20 protein-coding genes are annotated in these 21,700 nt (G+C 70.8%); 5 read left to right on the top strand and 15 right to left on the bottom strand.

The genetic code is table 11. The annotated features are described in order from the left end of the window. Window positions 1-81: 81 nt before the first annotated feature. From IE97_RS0101055 to IE97_RS0101040, 4 genes are all read right to left on the bottom strand, one after another. Window positions 82-1,332 carry a glucarate dehydratase family protein gene (locus tag IE97_RS0101055; RefSeq protein WP_030147242.1) on the bottom strand — a complete coding sequence of 417 codons (1,251 nt, stop codon included), beginning with the start codon at window positions 1,330-1,332 and terminating at the stop codon, window positions 82-84. After that, window positions 1,329-2,237: a 5-dehydro-4-deoxyglucarate dehydratase gene (locus tag IE97_RS0101050; protein WP_030147241.1), complete on the bottom strand. Its 909-nt coding sequence runs from the start codon at window positions 2,235-2,237 to the stop codon at window positions 1,329-1,331. Before IE97_RS0101050 ends, IE97_RS0101055 begins: the two co-directional genes overlap by 4 nt. Before the next feature lie 28 nt (window positions 2,238-2,265). Then, window positions 2,266-2,559: a hypothetical protein gene (locus tag IE97_RS0101045; RefSeq protein ID WP_030147240.1), complete on the bottom strand. Its 294-nt coding sequence runs from the start codon at window positions 2,557-2,559 to the stop codon at window positions 2,266-2,268. 197 nt (window positions 2,560-2,756) lie between these two features. After that, complete coding sequence (locus IE97_RS0101040) at window positions 2,757-3,140, bottom strand: DUF5997 family protein (RefSeq protein ID WP_030147239.1); 384 nt, start codon at window positions 3,138-3,140, stop codon at window positions 2,757-2,759. A 58-nt stretch (window positions 3,141-3,198) separates the two neighbouring features. Here IE97_RS0101040 and IE97_RS0101035 point away from each other — a divergent pair, with 58 nt between their 5' ends. Beyond that, window positions 3,199-3,969 (top strand): LysR family substrate-binding domain-containing protein, encoded by a 771-nt coding sequence (locus tag IE97_RS0101035; RefSeq protein ID WP_030147238.1) that lies wholly within the window; start codon window positions 3,199-3,201, stop codon window positions 3,967-3,969. A 134-nt stretch (window positions 3,970-4,103) separates the two neighbouring features. Here the strand turns inward: IE97_RS0101035 and IE97_RS0101030 are convergent, their stop codons facing one another. The 4 genes from IE97_RS0101030 to IE97_RS0101015 form a co-directional block, all read right to left on the bottom strand. After that, window positions 4,104-4,868 carry a DUF4142 domain-containing protein gene (locus IE97_RS0101030; protein WP_030147237.1) on the bottom strand — a complete coding sequence of 255 codons (765 nt, stop codon included), beginning with the start codon at window positions 4,866-4,868 and terminating at the stop codon, window positions 4,104-4,106. Window positions 4,869-5,005: 137 nt separating this feature from the next. Continuing rightward, window positions 5,006-7,828 (bottom strand): beta-L-arabinofuranosidase domain-containing protein, encoded by a 2,823-nt coding sequence (locus IE97_RS0101025; protein WP_030147236.1) that lies wholly within the window; start codon window positions 7,826-7,828, stop codon window positions 5,006-5,008. 108 nt (window positions 7,829-7,936) lie between these two features. Beyond that, entirely contained in the window at window positions 7,937-8,632 is a 696-nt protein-coding gene (locus IE97_RS0101020) for an HAD family hydrolase (protein WP_030147235.1), read from the bottom strand. A 43-nt stretch (window positions 8,633-8,675) separates the two neighbouring features. Next, window positions 8,676-9,152 (bottom strand): Lrp/AsnC family transcriptional regulator, encoded by a 477-nt coding sequence (locus IE97_RS0101015; RefSeq protein ID WP_030147234.1) that lies wholly within the window; start codon window positions 9,150-9,152, stop codon window positions 8,676-8,678. A 197-nt stretch (window positions 9,153-9,349) separates the two neighbouring features. Between IE97_RS0101015 and IE97_RS0101010 the strand changes: the two genes are divergently transcribed. The 3 genes from IE97_RS0101010 to IE97_RS0101000 all read left to right on the top strand — a co-directional run bounded on the left by IE97_RS0101010 (window position 9,350) and on the right by IE97_RS0101000 (window position 12,163). Next, window positions 9,350-10,861: an FUSC family protein gene (locus IE97_RS0101010; protein WP_030147233.1), complete on the top strand. Its 1,512-nt coding sequence runs from the start codon at window positions 9,350-9,352 to the stop codon at window positions 10,859-10,861. Between the two features lie 168 nt (window positions 10,862-11,029). After that, on the top strand, window positions 11,030-11,317 hold the full coding sequence (locus tag IE97_RS0101005; protein ID WP_030147232.1) for a DUF4287 domain-containing protein: 288 nt from the start codon (window positions 11,030-11,032) through the stop codon (window positions 11,315-11,317). A gap of 21 nt (window positions 11,318-11,338) precedes the next feature. Next, the gene (locus tag IE97_RS0101000) at window positions 11,339-12,163 is read left to right on the top strand and encodes an alpha/beta fold hydrolase (protein ID WP_030147231.1); all 825 of its coding nucleotides are present in this window, start codon (window positions 11,339-11,341) and stop codon (window positions 12,161-12,163) included. A gap of 124 nt (window positions 12,164-12,287) precedes the next feature. Here the strand turns inward: IE97_RS0101000 and IE97_RS0100995 are convergent, their stop codons facing one another. The 4 genes from IE97_RS0100995 to IE97_RS0100980 form a co-directional block, all read right to left on the bottom strand. Continuing rightward, window positions 12,288-13,493 carry a transposase gene (locus tag IE97_RS0100995; RefSeq protein ID WP_030147230.1) on the bottom strand — a complete coding sequence of 402 codons (1,206 nt, stop codon included), beginning with the start codon at window positions 13,491-13,493 and terminating at the stop codon, window positions 12,288-12,290. A gap of 263 nt (window positions 13,494-13,756) precedes the next feature. Beyond that, a complete protein-coding gene (locus IE97_RS0100990; protein ID WP_030147229.1) occupies window positions 13,757-14,374 on the bottom strand; it encodes a ScbR family autoregulator-binding transcription factor in 618 nt (205 codons plus the stop codon). Window positions 14,375-14,526: 152 nt separating this feature from the next. Then, window positions 14,527-15,450 carry a sirohydrochlorin chelatase gene (locus tag IE97_RS0100985; protein ID WP_030147228.1) on the bottom strand — a complete coding sequence of 308 codons (924 nt, stop codon included), beginning with the start codon at window positions 15,448-15,450 and terminating at the stop codon, window positions 14,527-14,529. Between the two features lie 110 nt (window positions 15,451-15,560). Further along, window positions 15,561-16,547: an N-acetylglucosamine kinase gene (locus IE97_RS0100980; protein ID WP_030147227.1), complete on the bottom strand. Its 987-nt coding sequence runs from the start codon at window positions 16,545-16,547 to the stop codon at window positions 15,561-15,563. Window positions 16,548-16,780: 233 nt separating this feature from the next. Between IE97_RS0100980 and IE97_RS0100975 the strand changes: the two genes are divergently transcribed. Continuing rightward, the gene (locus IE97_RS0100975) at window positions 16,781-17,458 is read left to right on the top strand and encodes a uracil-DNA glycosylase (protein ID WP_030147226.1); all 678 of its coding nucleotides are present in this window, start codon (window positions 16,781-16,783) and stop codon (window positions 17,456-17,458) included. A 45-nt stretch (window positions 17,459-17,503) separates the two neighbouring features. On the opposite strand, the gene IE97_RS0100970 is transcribed toward IE97_RS0100975, so the two are convergent. From IE97_RS0100970 to IE97_RS0100960, 3 genes are all read right to left on the bottom strand, one after another. Next, window positions 17,504-18,472, bottom strand: coding sequence for a glycosyltransferase family 2 protein (locus tag IE97_RS0100970; RefSeq protein WP_234331769.1), 969 nt, complete (start codon window positions 18,470-18,472; stop codon window positions 17,504-17,506). Window positions 18,473-18,653: 181 nt separating this feature from the next. Next, window positions 18,654-19,082, bottom strand: coding sequence for a hypothetical protein (locus IE97_RS0100965; RefSeq protein WP_030147224.1), 429 nt, complete (start codon window positions 19,080-19,082; stop codon window positions 18,654-18,656). Window positions 19,083-19,227: 145 nt separating this feature from the next. Then, complete coding sequence (locus tag IE97_RS0100960) at window positions 19,228-21,627, bottom strand: glycosyltransferase (protein WP_051704783.1); 2,400 nt, start codon at window positions 21,625-21,627, stop codon at window positions 19,228-19,230. Window positions 21,628-21,700: the final 73 nt, after the last annotated feature.

Raw genomic sequence — 21,700 nt, 5'->3', positions numbered from 1 at the left:
GTGCCGGTCCGGCAACACCCATGCTCGTAGATATTTCTACACACTGGAAAGGGTGGCGCGGCCTGGCGTTTACGTCGGCTGTCACCAGCGGGGGAGCCTCAGCTCGTACTCCGGCCGGAACCGCCGCATGTAGCCGGTGTCGTCCCGGCTGCGCATCCCTGAGTCGAGGTAACGCCGGTGCAGCTGCTCGAGCTTGTCGTGGTCGAGCTCGACACCCAGCCCCGGGCCGGTGGGCACCTTGACCTCCCCGTCGCGCAGTTCCAGCACGCCGGGGACGATCACGTCGTCCGCCGAGTTCCAGGGGTAGTGCGTGTCGCAGGAGTGGTCGAGGTTGGGGATGGCCGCGGCGACATGGGTCATCGCGGCGAGGCTGATGCCGAGGTGCGAGTTGGAGTGCATGGACAGGGCGATCCCGAACGCCTCGCACACCGCCGCGAGTTCACGGGTGCGCCGCAGTCCGCCCCAGTAGTGGTGGTCGGTGAGCAGGACCTGGACGGCGTCCTGCTCGACGGCCGGTTTCAGATGCTCCCAGGCGATCACGCACATGTTCGTCGCGAGCGGCAGGGGCGAGTCCTTCGCCACCTCCGCCATGCCCTCGATGCCCTTGGTCGGGTCCTCCAGGTACTCGAGCACGCCGTCGAGTTCGCGGGCGACGTACCGGGACGTCTCGACGGCCCACGCCCCGTTCGGGTCCAGCCGAAGCGGCTGCCCGGGGAAGGCCTCCGCGAGGGCCCGGACCGCGGCGATCTCCTCGTCGGGCTGGAAGACACCGCCCTTGAGCTTGAACGACTCGAAGCCGTACCGCTCCTGCATCAGCCGGGCCTGCTCCACGATCCCGGCCGGGTCGAGGGCCTCCCCCCAGTCGTCACCGATGGCCGCCCGGCCGTCGAGGGCGGGGTGCTCGGCCCACTTGTAGAAGAGGTACGCGGCGAACGGCACCGCGTCGCGGACCGTGCCGCCCAGCAGGTCGCTGACCGGGCGTCCGAGCAGTTTGCCCTGCGCGTCGAGGCAGGCCACCTCCACCGCGGACGTGGTCCAGCCGCGCTCGTGGGAGCTGGGCACGGTCGGCAGCAGGGCCGCGTCGATCGCGGCGGCGACGGCGGTGGTGTCGAAGACGTCCATGCCGGCCACGGTCTTCGCGGCGGCCTGAAGCCGCTCCAGCCGCGCGGTGCCGCCCGGGGACTCGCCGAGGCCCACCGTTCCGTCGTCCAGGACGAGTTGGAGGATGATCCGCAGGGCGAGCGGCTCGTGCACGCCGTTGGAGTTGAGCAGCGGCGGGTCACCGAAGGCGATCGGGGTGACGATCAGCTCGCGGATGCGCGTGGCGCTCATGCGGCGACCACCTCCAGTCCGTGGTCGAGGAGCTTGGACAGCCGGGCGATGTGCTCGGGCGTCGGATCGAGCAGCGGCGCCCGCACCCCGCCGACGTCCAGGCCGCGCAGCGTCACCCCGGCCTTGACGAGCGACACGGCGTACCCGGGGACCTCGTCCCGCAGCGCGACCAGCGGACCGTAGAACTCGTCGAGGAGCCGCGAGAGAAGCGGTTCGTCGTCCTCGGCGAGCGCCCGGTGGAAGGCCAGGGCGATCTCCGGGGCGAAGGCGAACACCGCCGAGGAGTACAGCTCGACGCCGACGCCCTTGTAGGCGGGCGCGGTCATCTCGGCGGTGGGCAGGCCGTTGAAGAACTGGAAGTCCTCCGTGCCCGGCACGGCACGCACCGCGCGGACGATGCGGTGCATCCGCTCGATGTCCCCGAGGCCGTCCTTGAGGCCGACGACCCCGGGCAGGGCGGCGATTTCGGCGGCGGTGTCCTCGGTGAGCCGTGCGGTGCCGCGCTGGTAGAAGGCGACCGGCAGCGAGGTGGCGGCGGTGACCTCCCGGACGTACCGCACCAGGCCCTGCTGTGGTGCGCTGACCAGGTAGGGCGGCAGCAGCAGGATGCCGTCGGCACCGGCCCGTTCGACCCGGGCCGCGTGGTCCCGGGCGACCGGTGGCGGACCGCCGGCCGCCGCCAGGACCGGCACGCGTCCGGCCGTGGTCTCGACGGCGACCCGCGTGGCCCGCTCGATCTCCTCCGCGGACAGCGCGTGGAACTCGCCGGTGCCGCAGGCGACGAACACACCTCCCGCACCCGCGGCGACACCCGACTCGATGTGCTGGGCAAGCCGCCGCTCGTCCAGTGAACCGTCCGCCGCGAATGGCGTGACCGGGAAGAACAGCACTCCGCGGAACTTCATGTCTCCCTCAAACGTGGGGGGGTGGGGGTCAGCCCTTCGTGGCCCCGGCGGCGATGCCGGTCTGGTCGAAGTTCACGACCGGCTGGTAGTCGATCTTGATGCCGGTCTTCTCGGTGAAGGCGGCGAGCACCCGTTCGTAGGTCTCGGCGGACTCCGGATCGCTCCGGGTCCACACCTCCAGCGTGTTCGGATCGTCCGCCCGGGTGCTGCCGGAACCGCCCCCGCAGGCGGCCGTTCCGAACAGGAGTCCTGAGACGGCGAGCGCGCCAGCCGGGTGGAGCACGCGGCGGAGCCGCATGTCGATGCGTCGGCGATCCCGCATGGATGGCTCTCCGTTCATATCCGTGAACTCTCTTCACGAATCTAAATGATCGGCCAAGTTACGGATCGATGACTCGCCATGTCAATACATGGCTGAAAGAATTCACCGACGCCATACGCGGCCGGCCGGAGGCCGGGGAACGACGACGGCCCCCACCGGAAGGACCGGTGAGGGCCGTCTGAGAGGGGGCTTCGAGGTCAGCCGTTGCGCTCGGCGTTCTTCTTCTTGATACGAGCCGCCTCCTTGCGTACCTCCGCCTGGGTGGCGCGCTCGCGCACCAGCCACTCGGGGCTCTCCTGCTTGAGTGTCTCGATCTGCTCGGTGGTGAGGGGCTCGGTGACACCGCCGCGGGCGAGACCCGCGATGGAGACGCCCAGCTTCGCGGCGACCACCGGGCGGGGGTGCGGGCCGTTGCGCCGCAGGTCCTGGAGCCACTGCGGCGGGTTCGCCTGCAGCTCGTTGAGCTCGGCGCGCGAGACGACACCCTCCTGGAACTCCGCGGGGGTGGCCTCGAGGTACACACCCAGCTTCTTCGCCGCGGTCGCGGGCTTCATGGTCTGGGTGCTCTGGTGCGACGTCATGCGGTCCAGGGTATCGAGCACGTGCACGACCTCTGACCACGGCCGGTAACCTGGCGAGGTGACAGGCTCGGAAGTTTCCCCCTCGTTCCGCCTCGTGTACGTCCCCGGGGTGATGCCCGACAAGTGGGTGCGCATCTGGAACGAGCGGTACCCCGACGTTCCGCTGACCCTCGCGCAGGTGCCCGCCGGAGCGGCGGCCGGACGGCTGCGCGGCGGGGAGGCGGACGCGGGCCTCGTGCGGCTGCCCGTGGACCGGACGGTCTTCAGCGCCATCCCCCTCTACACCGAGCAGACGGTCGTCGTCGTTCCCAAGGACCACCTGTTCACGGCGGCCGACGAGGTGGCACCGGAGGACCTGGCCGACGAGATCGTGCTGCACCCCCTGGACGACGTCCTCGACTGGGAGGCCCCGCCCGGGCGGCCCGCCTTCGAACGCCCCGCCACCACGGCCGACGCCGTCGAACTGGTCGCGGCCGGCATCGGCGTCCTGATCGTCCCCCTGTCACTCGCCCGCCTCCACCACCGCAAGGACCTCACCCACCGTCCCCTCAGGGGCGCCCCGTCGTCGGGCGTGGCCCTGGCCTGGCCCGAGGACGCCACGACGGACCGGGTGGAGGACTTCATCGGCATCGTCCGCGGCCGCACGGTCAACAGCACCCGGGGCCGCACACCGCCTCAGGCACAGGACAAGAAGCCCAGGCCCACGGACAAGGACGGAGCCCGGCGGAAGCCGGCGGCAGCCGGGCGGCCGGGCGCGAACCGACGCGGGGGCGGAACCGGCGGAACGTCCAAGGGTGGCAAGAAGGGCAAGCCCCGCCGACGGTCGTAGCTCTCGAAGGGCGCCGGGCTCGCCGCGGCGCGAGCCCGCAGGCCGACGGCGGGGGCGCTCACCCGGTCCGGGCGTGCGCCGACTTCCTCACACCCGGGCCGGCCCCGACTCCGGCCGGGACCGGCCGCTTTCGCTCATCCCGCCGACGGAGTCGGCTGCGGCTGCCCGAAGGACGGATTGGGAGCGACCGTCTGCAGATCCTTCAGCTCTTCGGGGACCGGCAGCACCTTGATCGGCGCACCCTGCTGGGGCGGCGGCGGTGTCGTCTGGTCCTGGGGCAGCTTGGCCGGGGCGGTGATCTGGAAGCTGACCTGCTCCTGGTTGATCAGGCCGGTCTTCTCCAGGACCGTGATGTGGTCGAGAACGGTGTCGTTGGTCATGTCGGCGAGCTCCCGCACCAGGCTGTTGCGGGTGGTGGCCCGGATCTTGGCGATCGTCGGGAAGATACCCCCGTGCGCGACGCGCATGGTGGTCACGGCCGTGGACTCGAACTCCTTGCCGCTGGCCCCTTCCGCCGTCGCCACGAACTGCTGCTGCTGCGGCGACGCCTCGTTCGGCAGGGTGATGCCCATGTCCGTGGCGATCTTGCGGCAGCCCGCGTCGAGCCTGCCGTGACCCACGAGCAGGTGCTCAGCGACTTCCTTCATCTCCGGCGACTGGCTCCGCTCCTGGATGAGTTGCGCCATCGGGTACTCCCACAGCCCGGCCGCGCGCACGCGGACCACGAAGTCGCGGTCCGCCTCGGTGAGCGGGCCCCACTGGGTGTTGGCGATGATGCGGTCCTGGCCGGAAGCCGTGTTCTGCACGCCCAGCATGCTCGGGTAGGCGAGTGCGGTGAGTGTCAGGATCATCGCACCGCCCACGAACGCGGTTCCTGCCGTGCTGCGCGAGATGCGCATCGTGCCTCCTGGGATATGAACGGCCCAACGCCAGGAAGTACGGATGCCGTGAGCGAAACAATCACCGCTGCCGCAAAAAAGTTCGTAAGTCGCGCAGGCCGTTCAAGATTCTGAACGGCCTGCCGTGTACGGGCGGTTCAGGCGTGGTATGAGGCCGCGCCCGCCGTGCTCACCACCCTGTCGCCGTCCGCCCTGCTCAGCAGCCCGGCCGTCACCCAGTCGTCCACCGTGGACCGCACCCGGGCCACCAGCGCTCCCTTGTTGCGGAACGGCGCCCCGGCCCAGATCTCGTCCAGGAGCGTGGTGCCGTCGGCTTTCGCCGGGTTGGCGACACCGGAGTCCCGGCCGCCGAACACGACCTTCGGCTCCGAGCGCCGGAAGTAGGCGTGCGTCGGATCCTCCGTCCCCTCGAGGAAGGGGGCCCACTCGACCCCGCCCAACGTGAAGTGCAGCGGCTTGCCCGGTACCGGTGTGAGGGAGTGCCGCAGGTCCCCGGACAGCCCGGCGTCGCGGTACAGCCCGACCTTCAGGTACTCCGTCGTCGAGTCACGGGCGACCAGGTTGACCGGGCCGTGGAACAGCGTCTGCAGGGACGGCTCGTCCAGGGCCTTCTCCACCCTGGTCCGGAACGGCATGGCGATGCGGACGGTGTCGCCGGCCCGCCAGGTCCGGGACACGTCGAAGTAACTCCCCGGCCTCGGAGTGCCCGGCACCCTGCCGCCGTTGACGGTGACCCGGAACCCGGCGGTCGCCCATGACGGGACCCGCAGCCGCAGCGTGAACGAGGCCCGGCCGCCGCCGAAGGTGAGCGTGCTGCCCTGCTCCCTGGGGAAGTCGGTGGTCTGCGTGACCGTGACGCCCTTCCCGGCCCAGGTCAGCGTGGTCGGGCTGTACAGGTTGACGTACAGGGCGCTGCCGTCGGAGCCGGCGAAGTACACGGAGTCCTGGTACTTGGTGGCGCTCTCCATGCCGGTGCCCTCGCAGCAGGTCGTGCCCTGCTTGGGCGTGTAGTCCCGGACGTGACCGGGCGTCAGCCCGATGAAGTACGTGACGAGGGGCTTCTCCGCGTCCGGCCTGTCCTGCTTCGAGCCGAGCACCTGGTTGTAGAGGGCCCGCTCGTAGTACTCCATGTACTTCGGGTCCTGCTCGTGGAAGAACAGGGCCCGGCTCAGCTTGAGCATGTTGTACGCGCAGCAGGTCTCGGCGGTCGTCGCACCGATCGTGCCCGCGATCACGTCCCGGGCCTTCCAGAACTCCTGGGTGCTGGTACCGCCGATGCCGTACATCCGGTGCGGTACGACCATGTCCCAGAAGTTCTTCGCCGACGTGAGGTAACGCTCCTCGCCCGTCTCGTCGTACAGCCGTACATAGCCGGTGAAGATCGGGATGTGCTGGTTGGCGTGCAGTCCGTCGAGGATGTCGGTGTTCGCGGCGCACGCGTCGATCAGCCGGTCCAGGTCGAACAGCTTGGCCAGCGCGAGGTGTTCGGCTTTGCCGGTGAGGGTGTGGAGATCGCAGATCGCCTCGACGATGCCGCCGAACTCGCCGCTGGAGAAGATCCCCCACATGCGCTGGAGTGTGGACTCCGGCAGCTTCGACAGCCGGGAGTACATCCACTCGCACATGCCGGACGCGAGGTCCAGGGCCCGGTCGTCGCCCGTGGCGGAGTACGCGTCGAGCAGGCCCCGCAGGATCTTGTGCGCGGTGTAGTACGGCGCCCACACCTTCGTGTAGTCGGGCGTCGTCCGCGACTCCAGGTCGATGAACTGCGTCTCCGGGTAGGCCGCGAGGAACCCGGGATGGCTGGGCCCGCCCCAGGTGCGGCGCAGGGTGGCGGTCAATTCCCGGCCGGAGGCGTCCGCGAACGTTCCGCCCGACGTCTCGTCGAAGGCGTACGACGCGAGGTCGCCCCGGCCTGTCGAGGCCTCGGCGGCCCGGCGGTTCTGCAACTCGGCGATCTCCTCGGCGGTCAGCGCCCGCGAGAAGACGTTGAACTCCTCGTAGGCGCCCGCGAAGACCGGGTCGGCGGAGTAGTTCGAGCGGCCGAGCCAGTTGTTCTTCGGCGTGCCGAGGGCCGCCGGGGTGAGACTCATCGCGGTGTTCCGCGCGACGGCTGTTCCGTTGACGTAGAGGGTGCCGGTGCCGCCCGCGATCGTGACCGCCAGGTGGCTCCACTGGTCCAGCGGCAGCGGGGCGGTGCCGTCGAGTCCCTGCTCACCGCCGGCTCCTGACGTGGTGATGGCGAAGCGCGGCACTCCGGCCTGGTTGCGGGCGGCCAGATACAGGTACCGGGTGGTGTCGTCGCCGAAGTCGAGGACCCGGGCCCAGGCGGCGTCGTGCGTGGGCCGTACCCAGACGGAGAGGGTGATCGTCGACGCCCCGCCGAGCACCGGGTCCGGCAGATCGACGTACTGGTAGGAGCCGCGTACCTGGTCGGCGGCGGTCCCGAACCTCCCGGCGATGCTGTGGACCGCGGGATCACGCCGCAGCGCCGCGCGCACCTCGGTCAGTGCCCCGACCATGGTGCCGATCCGGTCGGCGAACACCTCCTCCTTCGTACTGCGGTACGCCTGCGCCAGCATGGTCAGGAAGTGGCCGGTGTAGTGGCCGCGCAGGTTGCCGTTGGCCTCTCCGTCCAGGCCCTCCCAGCCGCCCGGGGCGACCGCACCGCCGGTGGCGAGACCGGCGTTGGCGCGGAACACCTGGAGCAGCCGGTTCACGTCGTAGCCGCGGGCGTGGTCCAGCATCAGCTGCCGCTTGTCGGCGAAGAGGCCCTGGCGGAGACTCACGTCCTCGAGGTGGAAGGGCCGTACGGTCCAGGCGGACGGGGTGCCGGCGGCGGCAGCGGTGACGGCGGTCGCCGCCGCCGCGCGGCCTGCCCTCGTCTGGGAGATCGCCGGCGCGGCCGTGGCGACGGCCGCGGCCTGGAGAAGGGCTCGTCTGGAGAGGGGCCGTGCCATGTGTGCTCCTCCATGGTCATCGTGTTCGAAATGACGAACCTTGTGCGAGTGATCGACCAGACCCTAGGCAGGGGGTGGGGGAGCGTCAACGGGTGCGGAGAGGTGAGTTCAGGAAGCTCCTGCCGAGCGCACGAGCCAGTCGTATGCGGACCGAGCCGTGAACTCCTTCTGGCCACCCCGGAGAAGCAGGCTCGTCGTGGCGAACTCCGGGGCGTCGGCCTGGGTCGCGACGTACGGGATCGCGATGCACCGCATGCCGGCCGCGTGCGCGGCGGCGGCGCCCGGGGCGGCGTCCTCCAGTACCACGCAGTCCTCGGGGCGTGCCCCCAGCCGCCGGGCCGCTTCCAGGAAGACGTCGGGAGCCGGCTTGCCGTGTGCGACCTCGTCGGCCGAGACGACGGTCCGCAGGCCGGCGTCCAGGCCCGTGCCCGCCAGCACCGCCTCGATGGCCTCGGGTGACGACCCGGAGGCGACGGCCATGGGCACGTCCTCGGCCGCCAGCAACCCGACGAAGTCGCGCATCTCGGGGTAGGCGCGGGTGGAGCTGCGGGCGAGTTCGAGATAGCGGCGGTTCTTGGCGGCGAGCAACTCCTCGACGGAGGCCCGCAGGCCGTACCGCTCCTTCCAGTCCGCGACCGTCTCCTGCGTGGAGATGCCGACGTACCGCTCGTGGTCCGCCCAGCTGAAGTCGGTGATGCCGTGCTCGGCGAGGGTCTGCCGGCCTGCCTCGTAATAGTTCGGCTCGCTGTCCACGAGCGTTCCATCGAGATCGAAGATGACCGATATGCCGCCGAGATTGCTCATGGCTCCAGCATGTCAAAGGCCATGATCCGCAGGCCGGGGAGGGTCAGGTCCGCACCGCGCGCCCGATGGACTCCACCAGCGGCAGCATGCGGTGGGTGACCCGTTCGCGCAGCGCGACCTCGGTGCGGGTGCGGACGACCCCGGGCATGCTGATCAGCTTCTGGACGACGTCCTCCAGGTGCGCGTTGTCCCGGGCCACGACCCGGGCGAGCAGGTCCCCGCCGCCCGTGATGGAGAACGCCTCGACGATCTCGGGCACCGCGGCCAGCGCGTCGCCCACCTCGTCGAGATGGCCCTGGGTGACCTCGATGTGCACGAACGCGAGCACCGGGTGCCCGAGCGCGGCGGGGGAGAGCGCCGGTGCCGTGCCGGTGATCACGCCGTCGCGCTCCAGGCGGTCGAGCCGGGCCTGGAGCGTGCCCCGTGCGACACCGAGGATGCGGGCGTACTCACGCACGCTCGTGCGCGGCTGCTCCAGCAGCAGCCGCAGGATGCGGGTGTCGAGCTCGTCCACGGACATGCCGTGCCCTCCTCGTCCGTTGGCCCTGCCGCGGCCGCACTGCGGCCGCTTCGACTGTACCAATGGACCAGTCTGAAACGAGCGTGTTGAGCCAGTGGCGCCCGGGATGCTGATATAGGTGCGTCGATGGCGCTGCGGACCCCGCGGCGCCTTTTTCATGTTTTCTCCTGCCGGCGTTTCGAAAGGGGCGGTAAGCGGTGCTGAAGAGGGTGTTCGTGGCTCCGGATCCGGGGCGGACGCGGTTGCGGTTCGCCACGCGTGCCGTGATAGGCATCGCGCTCGCCGTGGCCGTGTGCGGGTGGGCCGGGCACTCCCTCACGGGCGCCGTCACCGGCGGCCTCGCCGCACTGCTCGCCCTGTTCACCGTCACCGACGCCACGGTCCGCGGCCAGGCGGTCACCACCGCGCTGCTGCCGGCCGTCGGCCTGCCCGTGCTCACCGCCGCGGCAGGACTGCACGGCCACCCCGTGGCCCGGGACCTGACCTTCCTCGCCGTGGTCGGCGCGGGCGTGTACGCCCGCCGCTGGGGCCCGCGCGGACACAGCCTCGGCGTGTTCGCGTTCATGACCTTCTTCGTGACGCAGTTCCTGCAGGCGACCACGGACCAGCTTCCCGAGCTGTACACGGCGGTCCTGCTGTCCGTCCTCGCCGCCGCCGTGGTGCGCTTCGGGCTGTGGTGCTACGAGCGCCGCCTGCCCCCGCCCGCTGTGCCCGCCCCGCCGGGTGGCACCGGCCTGGCCCGGGTGACCACCCGCCAGGCGGTCCAGGCGACCGCCGGCGCCGGTTTCGCCCTCGTCGTCGGGCAGCTGGTGTCCGGCCAGCGCTGGTACTGGGCCGTCGGCGCCACCTGGTGGATCTTCGTCAACACCACCTCGCGCGGCGAAACCCTGGTCCGCGGCTTCCGCCGGCTGCTGGGCACGGTGATCGGCATCGCCCTCGGCCTGCTCGTCGCCGTGCCCGTGCACGGCGACCCGGTCGTCACGGCTCTCCTCGCCGCCTCATGCGTCTTCGGCATCTTCTACACGGCCGCCGTGTCCTACACCTGGATGATGCTCTGGGTCACCCTCCTCGCCGGGTTGCTCTACGGCCTCCTCGGCGTGCTCGGCCCCGGCCTGCTCGCCCTGCGCCTCGCCGAGACCGGCGTCGGGGCGCTCGGTGCCGCGCTGGCCGTGACGATCCTCCTGCCCGTCACCACCCACAGCGTCACCGACGCCTGGATCCAGCGGGCCCTGCGCTGCGTCCACGCCTGCACCGCCGAAACCGCCCGGCGCCTTGCGGGCGCGGCCGACGCCGACCCGGCCCCACGGGTCGCGGAGCTGGAGCAGCTGCTCTCCCGGGTACGGCTCTCGGTCGCCCCGCTGGTGCACCCGCTGAACCCGATGCGGGGCCGCAAGCGGCGGGCCCGGCACGTTCTCGCCCTCCTGGACGACTGCGCCCGGGAGATCCGCGGCCTGGTCACCGTCGCCGCCGACCCGGAGGCCTCCCACGACGCCCGCCTGGCCGCCGCCTGCTGGCGTGTCCAGGCCGCGGTCGAGGCTCTCACCGAGGGGGGAGAGGCCCTGGCCGAGGCCGCGGACGCCTCGCCCCTGACCGATGCCCCGTCGGCCACGGACCCGGCACTGGCCCATCTGCATGGCCTGGAACGGGCCCTTGCGGAACTGGCCCGGCCGTTGCGCACTCCGTCGGGGTCACCGCTGGTCGGGGCCTGAACACCGCACGGCGAGGGGCGCGGCTGTCCTGCTCGCCGGGGTGCACGTCGGGCGACCTGGCGAAGTCGAGCCGAGGGGCGGGCGGGAGCCGTGCGGGTGCCGAGTGGGAGTGCACGCTGAGGGAGTCGGCCCGTGGTCGGCGCGGACGATTCGGAAAGCGGAGGGAACATGTCCTTTCAGGCGTATCTGGACAAGATCGAGGACAACACGGGCCTGACACCCCGACAGTTCATGGAGCTGGCCAAGGAGCGCGGTTTCGAGGGACCGGATCTGAAGGCGGGCCCGGTCCTGGAGTGGCTCAAGCAGGAACACGGCCTGGGCCGGGGGCACGGGATGGCTCTGGTGCACGTCTTCAGGAACGGCGCGCAGATCTCCGACAAGCACGTCGGCTCGAACGGCTCGCACCGTGACGAGTCCGACACACTCTGGCTGAACGGGAAGAACAACCGGCCTTGAGGCACCCCTGGGGAATCCGACATGACCTGGACCGAGAGTGAGGTGGTACGCGAGGGCGTCCGCATCTCCTGCCGTGACTGGGGTGGATCAGGACCTCCGGTCGTCCTGCTGCACGGACTGGCCGGCCACGCGGGCGAATGGGACACCCTCGCCCGGGACCTGAGCCGCCACTACCGAGTCGTAGCCGTCGACCAGCGTGGCCACGGCGCGAGCGAACGCCGGCCGCGTGATGTCTCCCGCGCCGCGTACGTCGCCGATGCCGTCGCGGTCATCGAACAACTCGCCCTGCGTCGGCCGGTACTGGCGGGGCAGTCGCTGGGCGGCCACACCGCCATACTCACGGCCTCAGCACACCCCGAACTGCTGCGCGGGCTCGTCCTCATCGAGGCGGGCCCCGGCCGCGCCGACCCGAACGTGCAGGCCGAGATCGGCGCAGCGCTGGACGCCTGGCCGACGCCGTTCCCCTCGCTCCGCGCCGCCGTCGAGTTCTTCGGAGGCGGCGCGGTCGGTGAAGGCTGGGCGGCCGGACTGGAGGAGCGCGGCGACGGCTGGTGGCCACGTTTCGACCGTGACGTGATGGTCGACGCGCTGACTGAGAACGCCCGGCGTTCCTTCTGGGACGAGTGGACGAGCATCACCTGCCCGACGCTGGTCGTCCTGGGCCAATCGGGCATCATCCCCGCGCACGAGACGGAGGCCATGCTCCAGCAGCGACCCGGAGCGGTGGCCTTGAGCGTCCCCGAGGCGGGGCACGACGTGCACCTGGAACGGCCCGAGGTCCTGCAGCAGGTGTTCCGTGAATTCCTCCGCCGGGTCGCCGGCCAGTCTGTCCACGGGCGGACCTGATTCCGGCAGCCTGGGGAATGCGCCAGCCCCCGCGGCGGCGTCCGGCCTCCGCCCTGCAGAGCGCGCGCCGACGCTCTGATCGCGGCCGGCGTCAACGCCGACGGGGCACCGCGTCACGGGCCGTTCAGGCGGCGACGAGCATCCGCCCCGCGCCACCCGTGGGGCGCCGTTCGAGGCGGTCATACGCGTACGCGGCCGACACCAGCGTCATGTGATGGTGCCAGCCGGGGAAGGAACGCCCCTCGAAGTCGAGCAGACCGAAGCCGTCCGCCATCTCGCCCAGGGACTCGTCGGCCCGCGCGAGTGTCCGGGTCAGGGCGAGCACCGTCTCCATGCGGGTGTGCGTGAGGCTGGTCAGCCACAGCTGTCCGGGGCGCCGCCCCGCTTCGGGGCGGACGGTGAAGAGCCGGAAGGTGCGGTCGACGCGCTTTCCGGCCTGCCCCACCCCCGGCAGCCGCACGAAGCCGGACATGACCGTGACGTGCCGGCCGTGCCCGTCCGAGGGAGCCACACGCTCCAGGCGGGTCAAGGGACCGCTGTCGGACTCGAACAGACTGCTCGCCGCCAGCGCCGGGCCCTGTCCGTCCTCTCCTCGCCCCGGCTTCAGGCACAGACGCCGGCCTACGGTGACCTGTAGCCGGTCGGGGACGGCGACCACGAAGGTGCGTCCGCGCAGCGCGAGACCGTGCGTCAAGAGTGCCGAGTTGGTCACGCCAAGGGCTTGGAGGTCGGCGACGACCGGCAGGGGAGTGGTCCGGCTGTCGTCGAAGAGCGTGTCCGCGAGGTCGAGGATGTGCTGCTCGACGGAGCGGGGGGTCACCTCCGCGGGGATCCGGGCGCGGGTGCGCCGTTCGGGGTCCTTGGCCCAGGAACCGGGGAGCAGCAGGCGCCAGTCGGCCGGCACGGCCCGCTCGTAGGAGGACAGGAACATGCCGATGCCCACCTGGCAGGTCACCGAACGGCCACTGGAGGCCAGGAAGCGGCGATGCACGCCGCAGGAGTGGGCACCGCGCTTGCGCAGCACGGCCTGGCCGATCACGCAGGCGCGCGGGGCCAGGCGCTGCCCGGCCCACCGGGCCAGCTCCGCGCGGACCGGCATCCAGTCCCACGGACTGGCGTTGACGAACTGGTGCAGCGACTGCGACGCGGCCGGTAAGGCGGAGACCGCCGCGGCGAGCCGGCGTACCGACTTCTTGCCGGGTGCGGTGAGCAGCCCTTGCACGTAGGCATGGGCCCAGCGTCGCTGGTCCGCACGCGGCAGGCACTCGAAGAGTCGCTCGGCGAAGGCGGGCACCGAGGTGTGATCACTCGTCAGAGCCTGTGCGCCCATGGCTGATTCTCCTCCCTGGTCTCGGTCCGCGGTTGCCGACCAGGCTGAAAGAATAGCGAACGCCCTCTTTTTTTTGGCGACTCGGAAGAGTCGCCGCACGCACTTCGCCAAGTCGGTTCGCCGAAGCGGTGGATGACCGGACGGAACGCGTCGTTCAGCAGCACCACGGGATGTCGAACGCGTCGGGGCGCGTCGCCGGAGTCCTCCGGGTACGGAGGACTCCGGTGGCGAGGTCGTGCCCGGAGACGACGCCGCGACGGCGGTCAGGCGAAACGGCGCACGTTCAGGTCGATCGAAGCGCCGGCTCCCGCGGTCGCGAGGCCCGGCAGGAGGATCTGCCACATCGACACCACCCGCTCGGGCAGGTCCTGCCGGCCGCTGACGGCGTTCGCGTACATCTGCAGCCCCGTGCACGCGCTGACCAGGAATTCGGAAACCTTGAGGACGTCGACCGATTCGACGATGTCGCCCTCCTCCTGGGCCTGCCGCAGAGCGGTTTCGAGGATCCGGGCCCACTCCAGGTACGGCGTGGCGTCGCGAACGCCGGTGCCTTCCTGCTCGTTGGTGAGCCGGACGCCCGCGCGCAGCAGGACATCACGCTGGATCTGCCACGCCCAGACGAACGTCATGTCCACAATGCGCTGCAGTCCGTGTGAGTCCAACTGCGGGACGATCGTGTCGGCCTGCGCGTTCATGACGGCGCGCGCGAGGTCCTCCTTGGACTTGAAGTGGAAGTACATCGCTCCCTGGGAGACACCGGCCCGCTGCATGATCCTGCTGATGCTGGCGCCGTTGAACCCGTATTCATCGAAGACCTCGGCGGCACCCCTGATGATGGTTTCCCGCGTCCTGACGGCTCGGTCCTGCTGCAGCTTCACCATGAGCGGTGGGCTTCCTCCCGACGAAACAAAACGAGTAACCACTATTTTATGGCGACCTGGTTCGCCACCGACCCGCGTCCAGCCGACTGCCTCACCCAACGGCGAAGGCCCGCCCCCGAACGGGAACGGGCCTCAGTCGCGGCGGGCGGACGTCAGCGAACGGGCGCACCCTGTACCTGCTGCGGCGTGATCCCCAACGCGGTCGTGTACTTGGCCAACGCCAGCTTCCCGACAGCGGGGTACGGCCCGAGCGACTCGGCAGCCGAGCACTCCGCCTCCTTCGCCGCCTCCTCGACCAGCCCCGGCTCGATCTCCGGACCGATCAGGTACGGCGCGAGAGCCAGCTGCTGCGAGCCCGAGGAACGCAGTTGCTCGGCCACGGACGCGATGGAGCCCTCCTGGTCCAGGGCCGCCGCCATCACCGGCACCGCGAGGCGCGCGGCGAGCAGCATGCCGGTGATCCCGGCCGCCTGCACGGCCTCGTCACCGCCGACGGACGCCAGGATGATGCCGTCTGCGGCGGTGGCCACGGTGAACAGCCGGGCACGGTCCGCGCGGGCCAGACCGGCCTCGGAAAGCCGCACGTGCAGCGCCTCGGCGAGCAGCGGGTGCGGGCCGAGGACGTCGGTCAGCTCGGCCGCGATCCGGCTCTCCATGACGGCCTGGCGGACCCGGCGCAACAGCGCGCTGTCCGGACCGGCGAGCAGCGGCACGACGACGGCGACTGGCCCGTCGGGCTCCCTGACGTCCATGCCGGCGGCGCGCGCCTGCTCGAAGCGGGCGGAGCGCTCCTCGGCGGCGTGCGCGAGCACGGCCCGCAGCGTGGGGAACTCCGCGTTGTCCCCGTCGAGGTACCCGATGCGGGCGTCGAGGCCGGGCAGCTCGGAGCGGGCGATGCTCACGACCTCTTCGGCGAGGCTGCGCGTGGCGCTACTGGGCGTGCCCGGCACGGCGAGGACGAGCGCGGGCGCGCCCTCGGGAGCCACCAGCGGCTCGGGACGGCGGTGCCGTCCCGGCTGGCGGGGTCGCGGCATTCGTACTGGGAGGCCGGACTCGGGTCCAGTGGGGGAACTCATGGCGCCGCATGTTACTGGCTCATTGGGCTCCCCTGTTCGGGGAGGGGGCAGGTGAGCGGTATCCGTCCGGTTTTGTCTGATGAGTTGCGCACAGTTCGGGCGCGTTCGAATCAATCGCCCGACACGGTGGTCACACACAGCATCGTGTCGTCACCCGGCAGTGTGAGAGGGCCGGTGCTCAGTTCGGCCGCCAGCCGCACCGAGCCGTGCAGCGGATCGCCCTCGGCCGGCACCCGCCGCGCCCGCGGGAGCCGCTCGGCCAGTTCCTCGTCCAGGGGCACGAGGATCGGGTCGCCCATCTTGAACAGGCCACCGGTGACGGCGACGCGCGGCTCACCTTCGGCGGGGCACACGGCCGCCGCGGAGCCGGCCATGTGCCGGGCCGCCGCGCGGAGGATGCCCGCGGCGACCGGGTCTCCGTCCGAGCACGCGGCCACCCGGGGTGCGAAGGACGCGAGGACGGCGGGCCGGTCCGGCCGCGGATACAGTGCGCCGGGCAGCCCCGCCACGGGTCCGAACGCCTCCTCGGCGCACGCCAGCAGCCGGGCCGAACCGCCCTCCCGCCCGTCGTGGGCCCGCAACGCGGCCTCCAGCCCTGCCCGCCCGATCCAGGCACCGCCCCCGCAGTCGCCGAGCAGATGCCCCCACCCGTCGGCCCGCCGCCAGCCGGCCAGGTCGGTGCCGATCGCGATCAGACCAGTACCGCCGGCGATCACGGCACCAGGGCGGGGCCCGAGGGCGCCCGCGTAAGCGGTCACGGCATCGGCGGCCAGCGCGACCCTCCGCACCCCGAACTCACGGGCCAGGGCACCCGGCAGTTCGGCGCGCAGCGCGTCACCGAGGGTGGCCAGCCCCGCCGCACCGACGACGGCGGCCGTCAGCCCTACCAGCCCTGCCTCGACGGTCAGGGCACGCGCCAAGGGCACGAGCAGCGCCATGAAGTGCTCGGGGTCGATACCCCGATCACCCGTGCGTACCGGCTCGGCGGTCCCCCCGCGGGCCAGCGGCCCGCGCCCGGTGGTCCCCACCACCGCCCGGAGTCCGGATCCGCCGGAGTCCACGGCGAGGAAGCCCGAGCCTTCCGACGCCCCGGTCACGGCAGACGCCGGTCCAGCGGTTGGCCGCCCCGGCGGCTCAGCGGGGAGGGCGGGTCGCCGAACGGCGTCCGCACCTCGGGCGCGGGTGGCTCGACCACTGGACGCAACACGCTGCTCCCCCCCCCCCCTTTCCGGTGACCGGTGACGCGATGTGCTCGACCGACTCGAGGTCCTCGACGAGGAGGAAGAGTAGCGCCGAAGGGGACCCTGGCGGGCCAGTAGAGTGACGCGCTGTGGCACCACGACCCTTGCATGAACTTGTCGAAGCGGGCTGGGCGAAGGCCCTCGAACCCGTGGCCGAACGCATCGCGGCGATGGGGGACTTCCTCCGGGCCGAGATAGCGGCCGGCCGCACGTACCTTCCGGCTGGGGCGAACGTCCTGCGGGCCTTCCAGCAGCCGTTCGACGACGTCCGCGTCCTGATCGTCGGTCAGGACCCCTATCCCACGCCGGGCATGGCGATCGGGTTGAGCTTCGCGGTGGCGCCCGAGGTGCGCTCTCTGCCCGGCAGTCTGGAGAACATCTTCCGGGAGATGCACTCCGACCTGGGACTGCCCAGGCCGTCCAACGGGGACCTGACGCCGTGGACCCGGCAGGGCGTGCTGCTGCTCAACAGGGCGCTCACCACGGCCCCGCGCAGTCCCGGCGCGCACCGTGGCAAGGGCTGGGAGGAGGTCACCGAGCAGGCGATCCGGGCGCTGGCGGACCGGGGTAAGCCGATGGTGTCGATCCTGTGGGGGCGTGACGCACGCAATCTGCGACCGCTGCTGGGGGATCTCCCCGCGATCGAGTCCGCTCATCCCTCGCCGATGTCGGCGGACCGGGGCTTCTTCGGCTCGCGCCCGTTCAGCCGGGCCAACGACCTGCTCGTGCGGCAGGGCGAGCGGCCCGTGGACTGGCGACTGCCGTAGAACCCACGTGCGGTGGCCCGCGCCCGGCCGGCCCGGGGCGCCGTGTCAGGCGGAGGAAGCCGTCGGAGTGGGCTCTCTCTCAGGGACGGACGGGGCGGCGATGCCGCTCTGCGCGGCCAGCGCCTTCTCCAGTCGCCGGATGTGGTAGTACTGCACGCGCGTGGTGCGCTGCAGGGCCATGACAGCGGCGAGGAACTGGTCCATCTCGGCGGCCCGGGTGAGGATGTCGTCGGGCACGTGCTCGTCCGACAGGCAGGCTTCCGCGTCCTGGGTGAGCACGGCGTGTGCCCAGCCACGGGTGATCGGCTTGAACAGGTCCGGGTGGTTGGCCACGATCCGGGCCCGGATGGCCAGGTCGTTCTCGGCGGCTTCCAGGTGCAGCCCGGTGTCCTTGTTGCGAGCCCCGAACAGCGGCTCATGGATGTGGTGGGCGTCGAAGCCGTGCTCTACGCAACCGATCCAGAAGTCCCAGTCCTCTCCCGCTCGCATGGTCTCGTCGTACCCGCCCACGGCCTGCCACGCTTCCCGGCGGTACAGCGAGCAGTAGAACATGATCAGTCGCTGGAGAAGCAGCTCTCTGCTGAAGGCGGGGAGGGGCATCGCCTGCGGCGGTAGATCGTCGTCGGTGAAGGTGAACACATCGGTTGACGCGATGGCGATGCCGGTGTCTCTGTCCAGTACCTCGACGGTCTTCTCCAGCATCGTGGGCGCGATGATGTCGTCGGCGTCCAGCGGGAGGACGTAACGACCGGCACTGGCCTCGATTCCGGTGTTGCGCGCGGCGGAGACTCCGGCATTGGCCTGCCGGAGCAGCCTGATGTGCCGGTCGGGGTGGCGGGCGACCAGGTCTTGCGCCACGCCCACCGTGTTGTCGGTGCTGCCGTCGTCGACGATGACGAGTTCCCAGGCGCGGAACGTCTGGGCGAGGACGCTGGACACCGCCTCGGGCAGATAGCGGGCGTAGTTGTGGCAGGGGATGACCACCGAGACCACAGGGTCGGATCTAAGGGGCATGCGCCATCTTTCGCTTCGGAACGGAACAGAATGGAATAGAACGGAACAGAACGGAACGGTATGGAGGGGAGGGAGGGGCTCCGCGGGTGCGGGAGGTGGGTATCCGTGGCGTCGGGCGCCGACGCCCCCCCTGGCCCCGTTCCAGGACCACGTCGCGGCGGACCGGCCGGATCGCGTGCTGCTAGCTGAAGAGCGGTTGACGCCCGGGGACGTGGTCGGGGCGGTCGTGGCCGTGCTCCTGATGGTGCCCGTAGTCGCAGATGGTCACGTTGCCCACCGGCGTGCAGCAGTGCCCGTAGTCGGTGACGGTGATGTTGCCGACCGGCGTGCAGCAGTGCCCGTAGTCGGTGACGGTGATGTTGCCGACGGGCGTGCAGCAGTGGCCGTAGTCGGTGACGGTGATGTTGCCGATGGGCGTGCAGGGGCGCCCGTCCCCGGAGGTGAGGGTGACGTCGCCGCCTATCTGCTGCCCTTGGTGCGTGTATGGCGCCGACGTCGTCAGCGTGTCCGAACCGAGGGCGGCCGCGTAGGCCGCCTCCGCGGTGTTGAGAAGTCCGGCGGTCGCCAGAGCGGCAGGCAGGGCCAGTGAGGACATGACACGGGCTTTCACGATGGGGCCTTTCCTTCGGAGACTGGGAGTCGCCCGCTACCGCTGGTGAACACCGAGGGGCAGGGGCAGCAGCACCACCGTAGGTTCCTATTACTCAACGCACTAATGCGATTACTCCATGTGGTGTACGGGTGGCCCCTATCGGTCAGGACGGGGCCATGGCCCCGAGGTCCGCCACGTCCGTGGCGTGGTGCGGGTGCAGCACCTCCAGGTCGGGCAGCGCCCAGCAGGCAGTGCCCATGTCCCGGGCCATCGCCGCCAGACCCTCGGTCTCGATGAGCTGCCGGTACGGGAAGGTGGGAAAGATCAGGCCGTCCCGGTGGAGGTCGGCGCGTACCAGGAGCGCGGTACCGCCGACCGAGTCGACCCGGACGAGCCCCTGACCGCGCAGTTCGTCGAGGTAGGTGCGGCCGAACCCCCTGGGTGGCTGCAAAATGCCGTCGCGCAGCCACTGGGACCAGTTGAGGCTGTCGGCCCTGGGATGCAGGACGAAGGTGTTGAGGTCGTAGGTGGGTCCGCCGGTCGTCGTGGCGCAGTGCGGGACGACGATGTCCTTGCGCGCCCCGAGCAGGCGCTGGACGAGGTCGGCCGGGTAGGCCGTGACATCCACGTCGAGCCACAGCACCCACTCCTCGTCGACGAGAGCTCGGGAGAGCAGATGGTTGCGTACCTTGGCCAGCACCGATCGGCGACGGCGCTGCACGCCCGGTTCCCAACGGGGGCCGGCCAACTGGAGGCCGAAGTCACGGTGGACGAGGGTGACCCGCCGGTACTCCGCCTCAAGGCCGGGCAGGGCCTCTTGGAGCAGATCCGGCGTCATGTCCGTGCTGTCGCCCTCCAGCAGGCCCAGCGAGATCGCCTCGTGAGGGTAGTCAAGGGCGCGGAGGTGCTCCAGGTAGCCCGGCAGGAACGCCGCCGCGTCCTTGAGAGGGGTGAGCACCAGGACCGGCGGGCGCTCACTCGCCGGGCCGGGGGCGGGCTCGAGGGCCGTCTGCGCTCTTCGCTCGGAGGCTCGCGCGGCGGGGCCGGTCTCGGCGTGAGCGATGTCCTCCGGCCCGATCGGCAGCCGCGTGGCCATCGCGAGCAACCGCTCGGCATATGCGCCGGGTTCGGCCCAGACCTCGGTCGCCACGTCGAAGTGCTCCGCGAAATGGGCTTCGTTGAACGTATTGCCGCCGTGACACACGTACGTGTACAGCTCGGGTGCGTCGACCGACACCACCCGGCAGGTGCGGACCATCTCCTCCGCCACCGGGGTGTCCTCGCCCCGGCGTAGTGCGGGATAGCGAGGGAGGCGGTCCTTGGCGCACACCATGGACCCCTCCCATACGCGTGCGCAGGAGATCGCGAGCTTGTGGCGGGCGGGCCACCACAGCCGTTCGCGTGCCAGGAAGCATGCCTCGGCGCCGAGCGAGAGAATGGCCGCCATCTGGGTCTCGACCCGCTCCGGGTCGTACAGGTCGTCGTCGTCCCACTGGCACACGTAGGGCCCGGTGGCCCGGTCCACCGCCTCGTTGCGCAGTTCGCCCAGCGTCCGCCCTTCCGGGGGGAGCCGGTGATGGCGGATTCGCGGGTCGCCCAGCTCGCGAATGTACCGCTCGAGGGCGTCGTCCGTGCCGTCCTCCACGACGACCAGTTCCAGACCGGGGTAGGTCTGCGTGCGGAAGCACGTGATCGCGCGGCGGGCCGTCGACGAACGATCCTTCGTCACCATCAGGCATGACACCGTCGGCGCCGGCGCGCCCGAGGCCCAGCGACGGCGGTGCGGGTCCAGATTGAGAAGGCCGTCGGCGAGGGGCTGCAGCTCCTGGCTCACCCAGAACGGGAACCGTTTTCCGGCCGACGTCCGCGGAGTGCCGGGGACGTCGCGTGTCCAGCTGCCGGACCAGTGGTGCACGGCGTGCGCACGCTCGTAGTCGGCTTTCTGAGGGCCGAACAGTTCTGCCGCATAGGGGCTCACCTCGGGGTACAGGACCTCCGGGCCGAGGATGGTGATCGAGTCGGGCTCCGGGGCGCTGTCGATCGCTCTGCTGAGGAAGAAGGGTCCCGTGGCGTCCAGGGCGCCAGGCATTCTGTGGGCGCCGACCAACTGTCGGTGCACATGGGCCCAGAAGGGGTGGCCCGGCCGTGACGCGATGAACGCGTTGCCGACGATGCGGCTGAATCCGCGCTGGCGGGCCAGCAGCAGCTGTGTGTGCGCCTGGGGCTCACAGCCGAGGACGAGTTCGTGCCCGTCAAGGATTCCGTCGACCGGTCTCAGGCACTCGAAGTCCAAGTCCACGTAGAGCCCGCCGAAATGGTCGAGCAGGAAATAGCGAATTGCGTCGGCGCGCATGATGGGTTCCGCGTAGCCGTCGTAGACCGGCAGGAACCATGGATAGTGCTCCTGAAGAAATGCGCGATTGTCGGAGTCGGTCCACAAACGGTATGCCCAGCCGGGGTGATGCAGGCGCCATGAGTCAACCCATTTACTCCAGTGGGCGGGTACATCGGCGTCTTTCCAAGTCTGGTGAATCAAGGTGGGAATCTTGCGCTGTGTCCGCATTCATGTAGTATGCCCGTCCGCTATGCCGGGAGGGTTTCCAGTAGGACCGGTCGGCGGAACGTTCACCCGTGCA

Origin of the sequence: Streptomyces sp. NRRL S-455 (assembly GCF_000717875.1) — a bacterium.
GTDB lineage: Bacteria > Actinomycetota > Actinomycetes > Streptomycetales > Streptomycetaceae > Streptomyces.
Note: the sequence above shows the minus strand (reverse complement) of the source record. Positions and strands in the feature narration are given on the sequence as shown.

Coding starts and splice junctions, on each gene's coding strand:
- IE97_RS0101025 (WP_030147236.1), bottom strand. CDS start 7,828: ATGGCACGGCCCCTCTCCAGACGAGCCCTTCTCCAGGCCGCGGCCGTC.
- IE97_RS0100960 (WP_051704783.1), bottom strand. CDS start 21,627: ATGCGGACACAGCGCAAGATTCCCACCTTGATTCACCAGACTTGGAAA.
- IE97_RS0101050 (WP_030147241.1), bottom strand. CDS start 2,237: ATGAAGTTCCGCGGAGTGCTGTTCTTCCCGGTCACGCCATTCGCGGCG.
- IE97_RS0100995 (WP_030147230.1), bottom strand. CDS start 13,493: ATGGGCGCACAGGCTCTGACGAGTGATCACACCTCGGTGCCCGCCTTC.
- IE97_RS0101030 (WP_030147237.1), bottom strand. CDS start 4,868: ATGCGCATCTCGCGCAGCACGGCAGGAACCGCGTTCGTGGGCGGTGCG.
- IE97_RS0100985 (WP_030147228.1), bottom strand. CDS start 15,450: ATGAGTTCCCCCACTGGACCCGAGTCCGGCCTCCCAGTACGAATGCCG.
- IE97_RS0101040 (WP_030147239.1), bottom strand. CDS start 3,140: ATGACGTCGCACCAGAGCACCCAGACCATGAAGCCCGCGACCGCGGCG.
- IE97_RS0100970 (WP_234331769.1), bottom strand. CDS start 18,472: ATGCCCCTTAGATCCGACCCTGTGGTCTCGGTGGTCATCCCCTGCCAC.
- IE97_RS0101045 (WP_030147240.1), bottom strand. CDS start 2,559: ATGCGGGATCGCCGACGCATCGACATGCGGCTCCGCCGCGTGCTCCAC.
- IE97_RS0100990 (WP_030147229.1), bottom strand. CDS start 14,374: ATGGTGAAGCTGCAGCAGGACCGAGCCGTCAGGACGCGGGAAACCATC.
- IE97_RS0101005 (WP_030147232.1), top strand. CDS start 11,030: ATGTCCTTTCAGGCGTATCTGGACAAGATCGAGGACAACACGGGCCTG.
- IE97_RS0101015 (WP_030147234.1), bottom strand. CDS start 9,152: ATGTCCGTGGACGAGCTCGACACCCGCATCCTGCGGCTGCTGCTGGAG.
- IE97_RS0101020 (WP_030147235.1), bottom strand. CDS start 8,632: ATGAGCAATCTCGGCGGCATATCGGTCATCTTCGATCTCGATGGAACG.
- IE97_RS0101055 (WP_030147242.1), bottom strand. CDS start 1,332: ATGAGCGCCACGCGCATCCGCGAGCTGATCGTCACCCCGATCGCCTTC.
- IE97_RS0101000 (WP_030147231.1), top strand. CDS start 11,339: ATGACCTGGACCGAGAGTGAGGTGGTACGCGAGGGCGTCCGCATCTCC.